Origin of the sequence: Aliikangiella coralliicola (genome assembly GCF_007004725.1) — a bacterium.
GTDB classification, from domain to species: Bacteria; Pseudomonadota; Gammaproteobacteria; order Enterobacterales; family Kangiellaceae; genus Aliikangiella; species Aliikangiella coralliicola.
This window is the reverse complement of record NZ_ML660167.1, coordinates 243,879-260,631: the sequence shown is the minus strand read 5'-3', so window position 1 is coordinate 260,631 and position 16,753 is coordinate 243,879. Positions and strand designations below refer to the sequence as shown.

16 protein-coding genes are annotated in these 16,753 nt (G+C 39.0%); 2 read left to right on the top strand and 14 right to left on the bottom strand.

Features of this window, described 5'->3' with window-relative positions:
• Positions 1–27: 27 nt before the first annotated feature.
• The 4 genes from FLL46_RS18675 to FLL46_RS18660 all read right to left on the bottom strand — a co-directional run bounded on the left by FLL46_RS18675 (position 28) and on the right by FLL46_RS18660 (position 4,142).
• The gene (locus FLL46_RS18675) at positions 28–465 is read right to left on the bottom strand and encodes a hypothetical protein (protein ID WP_142932863.1); all 438 of its coding nucleotides are present in this window, start codon (positions 463–465) and stop codon (positions 28–30) included.
• An 18-nt stretch (positions 466–483) separates the two neighbouring features.
• Complete coding sequence (locus tag FLL46_RS18670; RefSeq protein ID WP_142932862.1) at positions 484–669, bottom strand: hypothetical protein; 186 nt, start codon at positions 667–669, stop codon at positions 484–486.
• Between the two features lie 268 nt (positions 670–937).
• A complete protein-coding gene (locus tag FLL46_RS18665; protein WP_142932861.1) occupies positions 938–3,523 on the bottom strand; it encodes a serine/threonine-protein kinase in 2,586 nt (861 codons plus the stop codon).
• A gap of 31 nt (positions 3,524–3,554) precedes the next feature.
• Positions 3,555–4,142, bottom strand: coding sequence for an ECF-type sigma factor (locus FLL46_RS18660; protein WP_142932860.1), 588 nt, complete (start codon positions 4,140–4,142; stop codon positions 3,555–3,557).
• A gap of 566 nt (positions 4,143–4,708) precedes the next feature.
• Between FLL46_RS18660 and FLL46_RS18655 the strand changes: the two genes are divergently transcribed.
• Entirely contained in the window at positions 4,709–5,251 is a 543-nt protein-coding gene (locus FLL46_RS18655) for a hypothetical protein (RefSeq protein WP_142932859.1), read from the top strand.
• Between the two features lie 98 nt (positions 5,252–5,349).
• Here the strand turns inward: FLL46_RS18655 and FLL46_RS18650 are convergent, their stop codons facing one another.
• The 9 genes from FLL46_RS18650 to FLL46_RS18615 all read right to left on the bottom strand — a co-directional run bounded on the left by FLL46_RS18650 (position 5,350) and on the right by FLL46_RS18615 (position 13,232).
• A complete protein-coding gene (locus FLL46_RS18650) occupies positions 5,350–6,534 on the bottom strand; it encodes a hypothetical protein (RefSeq protein ID WP_142932858.1) in 1,185 nt (394 codons plus the stop codon).
• 1,280 nt (positions 6,535–7,814) lie between these two features.
• Positions 7,815–8,294: a GNAT family N-acetyltransferase gene (locus FLL46_RS18645; RefSeq protein ID WP_142932857.1), complete on the bottom strand. Its 480-nt coding sequence runs from the start codon at positions 8,292–8,294 to the stop codon at positions 7,815–7,817.
• A 129-nt stretch (positions 8,295–8,423) separates the two neighbouring features.
• Positions 8,424–8,882 carry a hypothetical protein gene (locus tag FLL46_RS18640; RefSeq protein WP_142932856.1) on the bottom strand — a complete coding sequence of 153 codons (459 nt, stop codon included), beginning with the start codon at positions 8,880–8,882 and terminating at the stop codon, positions 8,424–8,426.
• A gap of 98 nt (positions 8,883–8,980) precedes the next feature.
• Positions 8,981–9,157 (bottom strand): DUF7694 domain-containing protein, encoded by a 177-nt coding sequence (locus tag FLL46_RS27965; protein WP_425456747.1) that lies wholly within the window; start codon positions 9,155–9,157, stop codon positions 8,981–8,983.
• Positions 9,158–9,181: 24 nt separating this feature from the next.
• Positions 9,182–9,607 (bottom strand): DUF2513 domain-containing protein, encoded by a 426-nt coding sequence (locus tag FLL46_RS18635; protein WP_142932855.1) that lies wholly within the window; start codon positions 9,605–9,607, stop codon positions 9,182–9,184.
• Between the two features lie 83 nt (positions 9,608–9,690).
• Positions 9,691–9,948: an antirestriction protein ArdR gene (locus FLL46_RS18630; protein WP_142932854.1), complete on the bottom strand. Its 258-nt coding sequence runs from the start codon at positions 9,946–9,948 to the stop codon at positions 9,691–9,693.
• A gap of 154 nt (positions 9,949–10,102) precedes the next feature.
• Entirely contained in the window at positions 10,103–10,855 is a 753-nt protein-coding gene (locus FLL46_RS18625; RefSeq protein ID WP_142932853.1) for a hypothetical protein, read from the bottom strand.
• A gap of 323 nt (positions 10,856–11,178) precedes the next feature.
• Positions 11,179–11,418 carry a hypothetical protein gene (locus FLL46_RS18620; RefSeq protein ID WP_142932852.1) on the bottom strand — a complete coding sequence of 80 codons (240 nt, stop codon included), beginning with the start codon at positions 11,416–11,418 and terminating at the stop codon, positions 11,179–11,181.
• Positions 11,419–12,140: 722 nt separating this feature from the next.
• On the bottom strand, positions 12,141–13,232 hold the full coding sequence (locus tag FLL46_RS18615; protein ID WP_142932851.1) for an NAD-dependent epimerase/dehydratase family protein: 1,092 nt from the start codon (positions 13,230–13,232) through the stop codon (positions 12,141–12,143).
• Positions 13,233–14,353: 1,121 nt separating this feature from the next.
• Between FLL46_RS18615 and FLL46_RS18610 the strand changes: the two genes are divergently transcribed.
• Entirely contained in the window at positions 14,354–15,259 is a 906-nt protein-coding gene (locus FLL46_RS18610) for a hypothetical protein (RefSeq protein WP_142932850.1), read from the top strand.
• 240 nt (positions 15,260–15,499) lie between these two features.
• Here the strand turns inward: FLL46_RS18610 and FLL46_RS18605 are convergent, their stop codons facing one another.
• Positions 15,500–16,738: an aspartyl protease family protein gene (locus FLL46_RS18605; protein ID WP_168204231.1), complete on the bottom strand. Its 1,239-nt coding sequence runs from the start codon at positions 16,736–16,738 to the stop codon at positions 15,500–15,502.
• Between the last annotated feature and the right edge of the window lie 15 nt (positions 16,739–16,753).

Genomic DNA, 16,753 nt, shown 5'->3' with positions numbered 1-16,753 from the left:
GCAATCCTTTTGTGCTGATGGAACGTATTATTTATTTAGGCCGGCAGCTTTGCTGTGGGCTTCGCTGCGCTGGATTTGGTCGATATATTGAAGGGCTAATAACTTTCGTAAAGTGAGGGCTTTTTGATACACGTCTTGTGCAAGCTCAGGTTTTTTACGAAATGCTTTTTCACTATCTTCGATAAACATTTTCTTACCCATCTCAGCAATTTGCAGGGAAGAACTAATGCCCATTTCCAACAGCTCTTTAGCTATATCAGTATCGTCCTCCGGTACGATTCGCAACATGCGTTGATAAGCTTTAAGTTGGGGTATTAAGTTGTTTTTTTCGTCTTCCAGGCCTTTCCAGTTAAGTTGATCGATGCTGATCTGGCGCAGAAAATCGTGAGTTCGAAAGTCAATGGATTTGTTTTTTCTTAATAAGCGGTTGAGATCTTTAAGACTCATTCCAGTTGCATTTTTCATTGTATCCCTCCGTTAGTGCTACAGTGTATTCACTTGTGTTTGCACATATTCGTTCGCAATGGTGATGTTATTTTTGGTGGCAGGAGGTGAGGGCTGGGCGACAGACCCGGATTTTGTTTGCGCTGATTGACATGCTTGTCCTAATGTTTGTCCTAACACCAACACCAACGCTGCGGCCCCTGTGTATAACCTCTTAACTTCCATTTAAAATCTCCACATAAATAAACTTTGCTCTCAGTAAACGATCTTCGAAAACTGGAACAGCAGGGCAAAAATTAATCCGCCTACTGATATAAAGCGTCTACCAAATGAAAAATGCGTCAAAAAATTTATTTTTTTTCAAATTAATTGAAAAATGGGGGAGAGCAGGAGGAGCTACATTGGGAGAATCAGAGTGGGGTAAGAGTCAAATTGGGGAGAGTGTTATTTAGTGTTTAGCGCTTTCAGACACGAAAATGACTGGTATTTCGGGTTATTTTTCACTAGAAATTGCTTTTGCCCTGGTCATCATTTTTTCTGCTTCAACATGTCGCTCCATTTTGTTCAGCAGGTCTGCATATTCCTCATACACTTCTGACAAATCACTGTTTTCTCCGACTGCCGGGCGAGATTCTTTAATCTTAAGCGTTTTTAAGAAATAGGCTTCAGCTTTATCATGTTTACCAATACCAGCCAGCGCGTTCGCTAGCCCCCAAAAAGTATAGGAAAAATCATAGTGATCCGGTTTCAAAGTACTTTGTAGAATTTTTAGCTCCTCTTGTAAATAATGAATCGCTTCAGCATGTCTGCCTAACTCGATAAGCGCGACTCCTATATTATTAATTATTGGTGACAGTAACCGATCATCACTTCCATTATTTTCCTTTGTCAACCTGAGGCCTTTTTGCAATATGGATAATGCTTTTTGGTATTCTTTTCTATTCAGGTAAAAACTACCTTGATTAACATGAAGACGAATAGTGGTTGAATGTCCAGGCTCTAACAGTGTTTCAGCCAGGCTAAGGGCTCTCAAAAAGTAGGGTTCTGCGTCACTATCGGGTGACATATCTGAAAGTATAGAACCGTAATCACTGAGCACTTCAATCATTAATATATGTTTAGCGCCGTAGTTTTTTTCGATAATATCGATTGCTTTTTGGGTTAACTCCAGGGCACTTTGAAAATCGCCCAATTGGTAAGCTTTCTCCCAAGCTAGACTCGCCAAAATATCGCTGAATAATAAATAATCAGGCTTCTCAATACTTTCAAGAATTGCGAGTATTGCGGTGTATTCGTCTATAGAAAATTGGTAATCTCCTTGATAGTTTGCAATATTTGCAATTTGTGATCTCGTTGCTAGAACAATTCTGTCAGTGGCACTAAGTTCTTTTAACTGCAGCTCTAAAGCTTCCTTGGCAAGCGCCATCGCTTCGTCATATTTACCTGTCTCACCGCGTAAAATCGACAGACTAATAAGATTACTTGCGAGCTTTAGTCCGTTGGTTGTCATTTCGTTTCTTTGTAAATTAAGCGATAACTCGATCAACTCGGCTGCCTTATCTTGTAACCCAATCTCGGAGTAGAGATCGCCGAGTGTAGTCAATACTTCAGATTTTAATAGTGGCGCAAAATCATGACGATCAAGGCGAGCGACACTTTCGTCAAGCAAGCGTCTTGCAAATTCCTTGTTCCCCTGACTATTAGTGGGATCAGCCATTTCAAAAATATTGGTAATAAATCCCATTAACTCTTTAGCGTTACGCGCTTCGCGTTCGATCCGCTGCGCTTGCAATAATGCGCTAGTGCCACCAATGGTTATAATGACTACCAATGCCAGACTAAAGCTGGCTGACATCCAGTTGCGTCTTAAAAATCGACTCAGCACATATCCCTTTGAGGCGGTCCTGGCTTTTACCGGACGTTGACTCAAAATTCGATTTAGCTCATTCATTAATTCTAATGGCGAGGCGTAACGAGCTGTGGCCTTTCTCGAAATTGCTTTAATTAAAACCGCGTCTAAATCCCCCTTTAAACGCCGCTTTAGCTCTTTAGCACTCAGGCCGCGCGATTGGGCAATTTTGATTTGTTCAGACTGCTCCAATTGAGAAAAATTATGGCTGGGCAAAGGGGGATCATCTTGAACAATGGCATTCAACAGTCGTCCGAGTGAAATATCCTGTTGAGGAAAAGGATAAGCACCAACAAGCAGTTTATGGAGCAGCACGCCTAGCGAATAAACATCACTGCGTGTGTCCGCCGAGCCGTCGCTCAAATCGGTGATCCGTTCAGGGCTGATATACGCCGGTGAACCGAGGAGTTGTTCGCGAGTTTGTTGGTTGTCTTGGTGCTCATCACCTATCGCTCGTGCAATCCCAAAATCAATCACCTTGGCTAGCCCTTTACCATGCACCTGTTTAACCAGAACATTAGAGGGTTTGAGATCTCGATGTAAAATTCCTTTTTCATGGGCGTAGGCAATACCTTCACACACCTGACAAAAAAGTTCGATACGCTGGTGTAAGGCCAATTGATGCTTATCGCAATATTGCGTGATAGGGAGTCCGTCTACCAATTCCATCGCAACATAAGGTGTTTCTTGTTTGAGAGCACCGGCTTCGTAGAAAGCTGCAATATTAGCGTGAGAGAGTCGCGCCAGCGCCTGGCACTCCAAGATAAAACGCCTACGCAAACCTTCATGGTGAATGTTATTAATTAATTTAAGCGCAACCTCACGTTCAACAGGGTTGGTTTGCTCCGCCCGATAAACCACGCCCATTCCGCCTTCGCCCAATTTTTCTCGAATGGTAAATTTATCGATTTTCTCCGGGATAGCATTTTGGAATTCCGATTCGTTTTTAAGGTGAGTTTCGTTTTTAAGGTGGGTGAAGAGTTGTTGCGCTTGTCCAGGACGGAGAAGTTCATTGGTATCCTGTTCTTCCAGCGCAATCAGTGCCAGCGCTTCTTTAGCTAAATCAGGAACATCGGGGCAAGCGTCTATAATAAAACTCTGACGTTGCTCTGATGGTAGATCCAGCGCTTGGTCGACAACATCAGTCAACCGCTGATAGTATTTAGACATGATATTTAGACATGATATTTAGACATGACATTCAGACATTGTTTAAACTGTCTTCAATTTGATTTTGAAGCCACAACTTTGCCATGCGCCATTCACGTGTCACCGTGGAGCGAGATATATTAAGAGACTCCGCAATCTCACTTTCAGATAAACCACCAAAATAACGCAACATGGCGATTTCAGCATGCCGTGGATTAAGTGTCTTTAATTCGTTTAGGGAATCATCCAATGCGATTAGAAAAGGTTCAGGACAATCGGTACTCAACTCATCGGCTTCGTGGCTGACTATCGCGTCACTTGGAATACGATTACCAGCGAGTTTTCGTCTTGCGTGGTCTACCAAAATTCGTCGCATGGCGATAGCGGCAGAAGCAAAGAAATGGTGTCGGTCATTCCAATTGAGCGATGTCCGATCAAAAAGTTTCAAGTAAGCTTCGTTAACCAGCTCGGTGACTTGCAGCGTATGATCTTTATTTTCTGCGCTCAAGAAACGTCTTGCGTCCCGGTGCAAATGAGCGTAGCACTGTTCGACTAATGCTTGCTTGGCATTATTTTGTTCCCTATTTGCAGAGTCACGCATGGTGACTAAAAGCTGGGTAACCTGTCCGATGTCAGCCATATAAAATCCTATTTAATCATGCAAGAATACAGATTGTTGTATTCAAGTTTTTCCATTTAGTAATTTGTAGATCGTCGTTCTGTGTATACCGACTTTTTAGCAATTTTCGTGGTCTTATATTCGAATCGAGCGATTGCTGATTTGCGGAACCACGAGCATAGCCAAAGAGGGCATTGTATAAAATATCTCATAAGTAGGTTTTTAGAACAAGCATCTATAAAGTGAGTTAAAAGCAATTTAGTAGGCATCTTATTTGAAGGTAATTATTTTGTCTACAATCTTATAATTTTTAGATTTTATGAATTTACTTCTAAGTATTCTGAATCACGCTTTCGATCTTTTCAGGAACGCGTTTTAAATCAACTTATCTCACCCAGCAATATATAATAAAACAAGTTTGAAAAGGTTATTTTTTAACCTTAGTATGAAACAATTCTCCATTAAAATATTTCATAGAGTGAAATGACCTAAAAACAAAAATATAGCTCGGAAATGCAAAGCGGTAATCGACTTTATTTAACTATTGAAGAACGTCAGGTGCTTTTAAACAGCGTCATAGGAAAGATATGGACTTTGTACTTATTCTTGAAAAATTGGGTTTTAGCTTTTGGCAACTGCTAATAGTTTTTATAGTGATATATTTAAGAAAAGAAGTTAAAAGTATTATCGAAAGAGTGGACGTTCTAAAGTTTGGAAAAAATGAAATTAAGCTGGAAAAGCTATCTGTTAGTAATGAAGTAGTTACTGAGTTGGAGGAAGTTAAATCTGAAATAGCTGACAATAGCTTAGAGAGTAAAGATTTCAGAAACATAATAGAGAATAGAATTCAAAATAAGATTATTGGAGCGTTAATTAATATAAAAAAGAATACTACGTATTTCTGGAAGAGATTAAAAGATCGGGAGTCAGGCAGTGTTTTAGTACCAATAAGAGAGTCAACATTAAATCGAATTAAAAATGATGTTGAGTTACTGGTTAATAAAAAATATATAAGTTTTCACGAAAAAAATACTTTAGGTGCTTATAGGGAGTCAACTGTAATGGAATTAAATATAACCATTTTAAATGATGATATTGACCAGCTTATTAATGAGGCTGATAAGTTTTAGACAACTCATTGCAAATACGGATAGTTTTAGCAGTGGTTATTATTAAGCCAGAAGGGGGCAAGCATAATCAGGGACATAATAGTCCCTGATAAATGACATCAACAAGGATTTGATGAGCCTGTTGTGACCATTAATGAACGAGGCACCCAAATACCTGTAATAGTCATCGTGTCTCCAACGACTCTCGATGTCTGAACAAATTCTTTCCATCTGTAAACATATTCGGTCGTTCCACTGGGATTCGCTTGGCAGGGTGTATCAAACCCACCGCCTTCAAACCCTGTATCGTTGACAATTTTTAAGCCTAAATCTCTTGCCATTTCTGCCCAGTCTTTCTCGATGCAGTTATTCTCAAATGTAAATGAACGGTTGTTGATTTTGAACTGTTTATCTGCGTTTTGATAGAGGAACATATCCATACCGGGACCTTCACCATAATCGAAATTATCACTCCGGTTAACGCCATTCCCGAAGGTGCTTGCGGTTAGGTTAAGTGTGGGGTAGTACGTATTATTAGTATTCCTTCTTATGTCAAAAACCAGTTGACCATGATTTGAATACTGGACATTCAAATGCCCGACCCCATCCTGAATAGCCAAAGTTCCGCCAATACTCCCATTCATCGAAGCGCCGTCCGTGCCTAGTGAACCGCCGACGTTCCAGTTGATTTGAGTATGTTTGACATTGGTTTGTCCAATATAATTTTTAAGCTCAAGGCGCATCGCGGCATTAGTGTCTATTGCCGTGTTCCCGGTGAAATAATCAAACGGGGAAGACTGACTCCCGTTTTCGCTACAAGCACCGGTTTCGTCATCACCTTTACGTGCATCCGCGGGGGTTACTTTATTGTGAGCTTTACCGACAGCTTGCATAAAGCGGTAATCCATACCTGCCTGCGCATCGGCAATCATCTGAAGGTAAGCAACCCGGTATTCATGCATTGACTTGAAAATGCCTCTTCCTTTTGATGGCGGTGTATCATAAGCCTTCACCAGTACGGCCCCCCCGTTCACAATTCGGGCGATGTAAGAGTAACCGTGATAAGGCCCGGTATTGGTGAATATATGGAGTGTCTTAAAGATTTTAGGTTTTGGTTTTCCGCGACGAGAAACATCATTGACGCTACCAGGCTGCGGAGTAGAATAATAAAATTCTTCCATTCCTTGTAACGCGGTATGTCTTGCTTTTGCTTCCGAACAATTAATGCAGGCATCAACAATATCTGCCGCTGCGAACAATGATGAAGAAGACGCTAATAGCAAAATTGATAATAAATATTTCATTTAAAAAATCCTTTTTCAATTGAAGTTTGTTTGTTTTTTTGTTCGTTTGATGAACGGTGTAACCGGTTGCGCAATTCAATCAAACAGACTGGATCTTATAGCATCAATCTGGTCAGCGTAGTTAGTCAATCTCTGATCCGCGTGTAAGAGATCGTCTATTTTCGTAATTTTATCTAAAATGCAGATAATCAGTTTAACTGTTAATCTGTTTTCCTATTGATTATTTCACCACTTCTTGAATTTTCAAACCTGATTCAAATAGTAAATGGCGACTTAGGTGATAAATAGAAAGACAACCCGATGAAGAAGACACCGAAAAACATTAGCTCATAATACGTTGGAACTAAAGATTGAGCACATCAAGTACGAAAGAAATCGTAATTAAAAGGGCGACGAATCATGGAGTTCAATAGATTATGGACTTGACTAAAATATCAACGGTTTAAATAGGGATACCAGACTTCTAGAAAAAGTCGTTTAAGAATTTTTCGCCTTGTTTATTACACATCAAATTGTTTAAGGGAAAATGTACCGGCTAGGATATCTTCCCGCTCAAGCCATGAATCTGACAACAGCTCCAGGTACTTTCATTCTTAGCAGAAGTTTTCTTGAGCATTAAGAAGTGTAGTTAAGTTCGCAAGCTCGATGAGCAACGATGATAGAGTTCATGTCGCTGGAAAATCTTGTCCAATTCAATGAAATTGACAATATCTTTAATTTTCATAGACTTACCATCTTTTCTTAAAGTGGATAATCATACTGCTGGACTTAAAGGAATAACTAATATTACGCATAATGTATATTATGTTAAATATGAAATTATGTGCAGATTGTTACTTTTGGCCTAAATTATCAGAATTTAGCAATAAAAAATTGGAACGCAAAAAACAATGCCCCCATGTTGGCCCGTAAGCTTGTTGTGATAGGTGGTCGTGGCTATTTGCCGCCCACTATTGACTGGCAAGGATTCAAAATCAAAGATGACACTTTATACATTTGTATTCGCACTTTTTCCCATCTTTTTTAATTGCAGGACATAGTTTCATAAACAACCTCCTTTATTTGCAGGTATATGGACTCATTTTAATAACAAAAACGAGACATATGATAATCTTACTACCACACCAAACAACTGTACGATAACTAATATCTTCGGTTAACTTCTTTGGCTTGTTCGTTAGTCTCATCGCTGCAAGACCCACTTTGTTATTGAGTCAATGCGGTCGCAAATGGAGTGACTGCTCTGGTAATTCAAAATTTAACCACTTGCTATGAGTTACTTATTTTAAGAAATAACCCCAAAAGATTCCCGTGTATATCACTTTCCAGGGTTTTCCATGCAATTTAAACGCATTATTTTCTAAAATTTTTACCATTCCTGGATTTTCAGTTATCTCAGTTGAAGCCATTAGATTGTCGTTACCAAAATACCGAATTAATGACTGAGTAATAGAGCTTGCAATTTTATGACCCTGAAATTCAGGATCAGTAAATAAATAACCAAGCTCCCATTGAAACTCTTTACTTAACTCAGGAATATTGGCTTTATGCTCAGCAAAGTCAGAGTCTGTTTTTTTCTTAATTGCACCAATCGCAACAGATTTTCCATTAGTAGTGGCTATACAGATACACTTACATCGATCTGCTTTTTTTCTAAGATCACCTTGAACCTTACCTTGCATTTTGAGCATTTCTGCAAACAGAGTACGGTGACTGTCTTTCAGAGCATGCTTTTCAACTACTACTAACTCAAATTTCATAAAATTTAAACCTAGATATTAGAGACCACTAGTTGCGGAAAATACTGGCACATAACGCTTAGTTAGCTTGCACCGCCAGGTGTCAGGCTGACCTTTTTGTTAAACTTTTAGCCTCGTTCAGAATTAAGACTACTTAATTGCATTTGAAACACGATCCATCATCTTGGCAGTTACATTGCTATATACTTCTAAAACTTTATCCCTTTCGCCAGTAGCTATTGCTGCATCAAGCGCCTCAGCCCCTTCATTTTTGCTTAGTACTGCATTTACATATCCAAGCGAATAATTGACGAGATATTTGTCTAAGCTTGCATCTGGAATTTTTGCGGAGAAGGATTCTCCATTTAAGTTGTCAATTACCTGTCTTTTTATATCATTCGGCTGCTGAGACAGATCATTTGTGAAGGACACAAACATAGCAACTGATCCTGTTGCCAGAGCACCAACCACCGAACTTAAAATTGTTGTGGCTGATTTTTTATACCAAGGAAGCTTTAGAATCTCCAGCTCAATCTCTTTAATCTTCAATTCTGTTTGAGCCTTCTCAAACTCAACTTCTCTCAAGCTTTTTGACCCGTCTGTTTCCATATAATAACTCCTTATTTTTCATCTTGCTTGTGTCCAATCTTAATTCATTTAACACTCGACAACCGTTATCTTAAGTACACTAAATTCATAATTTCGTTTCACTTTTCGGGCGGTATTAAGGATACGGTTGGTCCGTATCCATCAGCAAAAACCCATAAGTGATACATATTTGCAGTATCAGTAACTTCAGATTCTTTAGGGTATATTTCTACTGCAATGGTATCGCGACCAACAATGGCATTCTTTATGTCCTGGAGTACACGCCAAGACCTAATAAAGCCTTTATCAAAACGCTTTATTTAATCATTTAATAAATCAGTCAATTTCTTTTCGGCGGCTTTTGTACTCAGCATAATTGCCGCTTTAACAAACTCAAATGGACCATCATTATTGAACTTTTCTTTGAGTATTTTAAATACGTCGGGTTTGTTTAATGCAGCGGCGAAATCATGGCCTGAAGACGTCAATCGAAGCGGAGTCAGTGCCAAATTGTATGGGTCTGCTTTATTACTTGAACGACGAATCCCGATTCCATTGATGCTGGTTGAACTAGCAATAAAGCCTTGGTCTTCCAATAATTCTAAATGAAAGACAAACTTATGTTGAGCATCTACATCTTCTTCATTATTCCATAGCTCCAGAAATAGGTTTAAATCAAAATCAGCACTTTTGTGTTCCAAAATACGGTCCAGTATATTTTTCAAATACTCTTGGTCTATGCGCATAACAATCTTTGTCCTATTCGTTATTTTGTTTCATTTTTAACATCTTTTTTCTTTCCAAAGGGGAAATTACACCATCATAAAGCTCACGAAGTATGAGAAATCATTTGCCACTCTTTAACGCCATCATAATCGTTCCCGCCTATAGCTAAAAATTTATGCCCTAACGCGTCGACGGCCCATGTTCCAGGTAAAAGTTCGTGCGATTTTCCTTTCACATCCCTGCTCCACCCTACTACTTTAAGATTGTGCACCGCTACATACCCGCCATCTGGAATATCGTCTGTTTTTCTATATTCGCTTGCGATTCTTAAAAGCTCTTTAGTAGCTGATTGTATTTCCATTCATATTAACCTCCGTATTCTGATAGTTATTAAGGCGGGTTGCTAATTTGAGGTGATTTCGTTCGGGGGTCGATCTTAGCAACTCGGACACTTCAAAGCTCATATTCAATCCTCGAAATTAATTTGATACGCCGGCATTTACACGGAGCTTTGGTTAATATGGGTTGATCGGAGGTTGTTTGCCTGTTATCGCAAGAAATAAGGGCTCTCGCAGCCTAGAAACCTTATCTTTTAGAGAGGACCAGTTTTCTTTTTTTCCAATATCGATTGCATCTTCAACCTGCTTGATAACATGACTAATTCTTTGATTTCCTCGTTCAAGCTTTATTAGCTCCTTTTTGAGAAGCCTCAAGGAAGGAACAACTTGCTGAGTATTTTCATCAGTACGCCGATGAACAATCCAATATAGCTCTATTATGCTTATAATTGAATTCGGAATTTCTGTTGTATGATGTTTTTGTTTTACACTTTTGATTTCACCGCGAAGACCTAAAATTAAATCTTCCACACTATCCGAATTTACATTATTTTCTCCTTTGTTTCGAAAACGATTAAAAATCGTTATATAATCTCGAAATGACTTCGAATTTTTGATATTGATTTCTGCACGGGTAATTAAACTATTGTCACTTGTGTGCTTTGCCTCTCCTAGAAGTCTTGCAGCATCAAAAATCATTATTGCCTGTTTTTCTGTATATCCCAACCATACTACATCATGAGTTTGCTTGCTTTTTTGTTCCTCATTGGTTAAACAATTAAACCCTATATTTGTAACATATTTTTTTGCCTCCTCTTTTTTTACATAGAAATTCTTTGTCACAAACTCATGCAGAAAGAAACACGCTCCCGCTGCTAAAACAATTCCATACACTAGTATTGAAAACTTATTTGTCATCCATTCTGGCATTTTTTATCTCCTATTCGCTTTAACTAAACACTTGAGGAAACTCATTCTACTTCGCCACTTTCAAAACCGGTAACTGTTGCATCAAGTCTGAATTACTACAGATAAAGTCTTGCTTAATCTATCTCTTCCTTGGTAAAGCCAAGCCTTAACATACCTCGCTTAGCTTTTCGTTTAGCAAGAAAGTGTTTTGTTTTTTCGATAATTGAAAACAACATGAGGCTTATCCTTTCGTTATTTTGATTCAAATCACATCCCTGCTCCACCCGACCACTTTAAGATTATGTATCGTCACATACCCACCTTCTGGAATATTATCTTCTTTTCTATATTCGCTGGCGATTCTTATACGCTTCGCCAAAATTTTTATCTTTTTCGGCGGTAAGTTCTAGGGCTTCGGTGGGACAACAGCCAGTATAGTGTACCAAGAAGCAAAACAGGCGCTCTTCGAGAGCTTTTTCTTGAGCAGTCAGGTAGAGGCGGTTGCCATCCTGATCAAAGAGCTGCATTTCGGAGTTATATTTTTTCGTGTTTGTTGTCAAAATCCACTCTGAAACATTCTCCATAACAAGTGTTTCATCTTACGGTCAAAAAATGACCATTTCAAACAGTTCTTAAGGGATGTCGCAATAAGAGATATTCATTCCTGAAACACAAAATTGAACATATCTTCCAATTCCTCAAAAACTAACTAATTTCCAAAACAAACTTTTGAAAAAGCTTTGAAAAACCGTTGAAATTTCTTTGAATGGTTAATTATTAAACACTTTAAGTCGTAATTGAGCGAGCAAATTCGCCAGGAGAAGAAACTTTATAATCGTTTTTAATAAAAGCCTGTAACACCCTTACCCCGTCCATGACCAGAGGCCACAACAATCAATCGCCAAACTGACATAAGATTTGGCGATCGACGCTTGTCTATCAGGTAAACCGACACGACCACGCAAATACTTCATTACTTCAACATAGCTTTCGGTTTCTACTTAAGGGTTAGTCGAACAACCTTCAATATGCTTTGTGGTAATTCGACTGCATGGCTGAAGCTCGAAACAAAACTCAAAGGTATTTGGCTTAGCCACCATTTCCAACAAGTCTTGTTCTGCGATATCACGGGCTTCCACTGATTAATTGAAGTGACTACTGTTCCAGCTTTAAAACCATGGTAAATAACAGACATTCAGTTGCGATTTTAGCTCATACAGTTTGAAAACTCCTTTACTCAAACAACCTGAATTGTGACCGCCTGTTCTTAGTTTTGTACACCACTGACTGAATATATTACTCAATCTTAACTACGATTATGCCACGCTTTGAGCACTTCGAGCTCTCGCTCTCTCGCTAATCCTTGCCCACTGACAGGAAAAGCCGTGTCTTTAAAGAAGTATGACTGATACCATAACCAGGCATCACGCGCTGTTTCGGTCAATGGACGAAATGTTGCTCCTGCTGTCACAGACTTTGCAGTATTAATTTGATAAAAACCAGCATCTTCATCCAAGGGTGCCCAAAGCGGCATATTTGAGAATGATTGCACTCCCTGCTCTTTACGCAGAAAATCGGCATCTACCCAGGTAAGTCGTGTATTACTTTCTATCCCTTTACGGCTTCCTTCAAGAAAGGACCGAAAAGTCAGTTTCTCAGACGGACCGCAAATATTATGGATACCTACACGATGTTGTTCAACGCAATTAATAATCCATGCGGCAACGTCACGAACATCTACATACTGAACAAAATCATTACCTGAACCCGGCGCTAGAACTTCATCTTGCAGAGCCATTCTTCGTAACCAGTAATGAAATGCCACACCATTATCGCGTGGCCCAACCATCGCATGACACCGCGAAACGCCATATTTTCCAGCAAAACGTTCTGCTAAGACGGTTTCGGCTATGGCTTTCTCCCCTCCATACCAGCCAGGTTCATCCACTCGTGTGGTTGCCGATTCAGTCATGTTAGGGCGGCTGTAGTCTTTATAAGCCGCTATGCTTGAACAAAAAAAGTAGTAATCAGTGCGGTCGGCCAATAATTCTGCAGTCTGTTTTACTAAATTAGAATGCTCTGGCCAGACATCAATTACTGCATCCCAGCGTCTATTCCCTTCTAAGGCAGTCAGGTTGCTGGCTCTAATCTGGCGATCACCACGCAGCTTTTCAAGGTTGGGAAAAAGATTCGGACGAGTAATTCCTCGATTGAAGAGTGTGACCTCATGGCCACGGAACGTGGCATGCTCGACCAGTGCTGGTCCAAGAAAATTGGTTCCACCAAGGATAAGAATCTTCTTTGGAAAATTACTTGCTGATGGAATTGATACACAACCTGGAAGTAATGCTATCGAACTCGCAGTAGTCATTAGATTTAGGAAAGTTCTTCTTTGCATGGCTTTCTCCAGTGTATACAGAAGTGCATTCTGGTGATTACAGTTATAAAACTCAAATCATGCGAATTTAATTATCCGCATACATTGCATGGCAGTATTGATTTATTACTAAGAAATTGTAATTGAAATTAGAATCGTACCGGTTAATATTTTAGTCGAATCAGATATCTGGAGATAAAATTAAGTTTAAATGAAATTTCAGATTACTCTAGGTCAACAGACAAAGCGGCTATCACGTCTCATATTGCCTTATTCTCAACCGACTGAATCTTCAGCAAAAACGCTAGCTAAATAAATTGAAAATTATGGTAAACAATTTTATCGAGTAGTTGGTCCTGTGGATAAAATCAGGCAACGAGAAAAAGAGCTAAAACTTAGATTTCTACGTGGAACTTCGGCTGCTAAAACCTTTACTGTTCAACCTCAAACTAATCTAAATACCATAACTTCCTTTAACTTCATTTCAGCAATGAAAGGCTTTTTTCCGTTCGTTCACTAGCCAGTCGTTCTAATCTACCCGAAAAAAGCAAGTCAAAATCATAAGCCGGAATACCTTTAAAAAAACGGACTAACTTTACCTCATTATTTTCAACAATTTCGCTTTTATGGGTGGAGTGTCTGTTAGTTTTATGTTCATATTGAATCAAGCGTTCCCGCCTAGGTACAAGCAATAGTAATCAGGTCATGAACTAGAGACGACAGCTTTGAAACAATTGGGGGATTAACGGACTTTTTTAGTCTTATTTAGTCAGGTTCATGAATCTAGAAAAGAAAAAATTCTTTCTTTAAGACATGCTCCTTCCCTAACATCTTGAATTAATTAAGTTAAGTTCTAATCACTACTCGAGAACTCAGAAAAACTAGCAAAACTAGTTAAATTAAAAGTTATATACAAATTATTACTTTTTTTGACCATAATTGGGTGACCAAATAATTGATAAAACTTTTACCAATAGAAAGTTAAGAATACCGAGAGAAGTTGCCAAAATCTTTAAGAAGTGTTAATGATAGTAGCATTAGGTAATAAATATTGAGGTAAGTTAGTAATATTGTGAAATAGAAGTAAACGTTAAATCTTTGATATAAAAATTAGTTCTAAATTTGCCTATGGAGATGACACTATGACTACTTTGGCGATGACAACGGAAGAATTACCTTATCGAACCCCTCCTAATGCTGCATGCGCAGCCGCGCGAGTTGCTAATGTCAAAATGAAACTCCCAGGAATTCCCGGTGAATTTGTCGTTGAGTTCGTTGGAACTGGAACAGCAACTATACCTGAAGATGTACAAAATGTATTTGATATAAACAATGAAGCTTCATTGGTCGATATGACTTGGTATCAAAATAAATTTGTTGGCAAACATTGGCTACTAGGTGAGTTTCAAGTTGATTTGGCTGAAGATAAAGAATCAAAAGGCACCATCGGAGTGCTGGCCGCTCAAGAATTTGGAACAAATACAGTCAATACAAATGACTTCTATTTCGACTTTAAGTTTAAGAGGTTCCCTTTTCTTAACATGCGTAACGAAACGCCAATTAGGAATAGTGCCGTGATCTCTGGTGTACCACCTATTGGTTCAGTGTTTAAATTAGACAAGTCAGTTAGCGAGTTAGTGAAATTCAAGATAGGTAATACAGAAGCCCTAGATTCAGGATATGGTCAAACAAGAACAATTAAGTTCAATCAATGTGATGTCACTGTTTTTCCGGAGCAGAACGTAGGCTTAGAGCTAATTGAGAAGAAGCGTATTGGGGAAAACACATATGAGATAGTCGTGGAGATCAGAAATATAACAGATACAGCAGCTACTTTCGCTTATTTTACTGTCATTCACTACGCCGGAATAAAAGTGAGTAATGATTATGGGTTTGCTTTGTTAGAGCCTGGAGCTACAACACAAATTAAATATCAGATTAGTTCAGAATATCCTGAGCGAACGGTGGATATTCCTTTTTTCGCGGCGCTTTATAAGCCGCAAAAGTTGAATGGTTCTGCATCAATAGATATTCAAATGAGCTTTTAGCTATAGAATATCGATTTCTCTAAAGTCGCCGACTGTCGTCCCCGCTATGAGGGACTCTCCCTCATTTTAGCCTGTGATGGGAAAGTTATAGTCTTAATTTTAAAAAATCGGTGGACACTCTACTATCTCGCCATTTAATAATCCATTGATTAGTTGTTGCCGGTTTGTAACATTTCCATGAGGCAGACCGACACGACCACGCAAATACTTCATTACTTCAACATAACTTTCAGTTTCCACTTAAGGCTCAGTCGAATAACCTTCAATATGCTTTGTCGTAATGCGCCTGCATCGCTGAAGTTTGAAACAAAACTCAAAGGTATCTGGCTTAGCCACCATTTCCAACCAGTCTTGCTCGGTAATATCACGGGCATCCACGTGATTAATTGAAGTGACCACTGAGCCAGCTTTAAAACCATGCTGATTAGCAACAAGTCCCGGGAATACCTGACGAACAATCAGCATTCCATTTTTTAATTTTCGAAGATCCAATCCTGCAAGGTTATATCGAGAAGTGAATGAATCTTTTTCGTAGGGTCGAAAAACTATCATGTTGTTTTGATAATCTATGATGGTTATGAACTGATTCATTAACGCACTGCCTATCACCCAATAATTATCTTCATCTTCAGCTTCAATAACATTAGTCTTGATGCCCTCTAACCTCAAGTTGCCTAAACTTAAGCCTGGTAGCCTTACTCGCTTGTGTTTAGCTTCTCCGCTAAGACCAAAATCTGAAGCTTGAATCGCAACAGCAGGAAGCTGGATATTATGATTTTTCACATATTCAGTATTGAATTTAAAATAATGGCGGCTACCTGTATCTATTGAAACCTCCTGTTCAAAGTCTCTTCCGTTAATGTGCATTGTCACCGGCATCTTAAGTTTAGAGAAAAAAGTATCAGTCGGTATATTCACATCATTGGGCTTTGCTGAAAAAGAAGCGTTAGCTACACTTATCAGGCTCGCTTGTTTGTCGAACATCCAATTAAGATGTCTTAACAAATCATGCCCTAGCACACCATCGAATATAGCTTCATCGGGAGTCAGGTAATATTGAGTCGTAGAAATAGGTATATAAGCTACTTTTACATCTTTAAAGCTCACATCACCAAAAGCGACTGACTTAAGTTGTGTCTGATATGCGGGCGAGTTTTCACCATCCCCCCACCCTCCCACTTCGAGTGAGAAGCCTCGCTCAAGTTGCAGTCTAGAGACCTTTTCAGTGTCAAATAACATCGTGAATGATGCCCCGGTATCGATAAGAAAAAGTAGCTCCTCCTTACCGTTTACCCTTACTTTGATGTAAGGTTTTTCTCCTATGTAAAACGCTTGCACACTTTGTTCAAAACGACTGGCATCTGAAGTGGGTAGCACAGGTTCAATGTCATTGTTAGCATTTTTCATGCGCATATAGTTGACTACAGAGCAACCATTTAGCATCACCACAGCTATTAAAGTTAAGATTATTTGTTTCATAGTCATTCTCATATT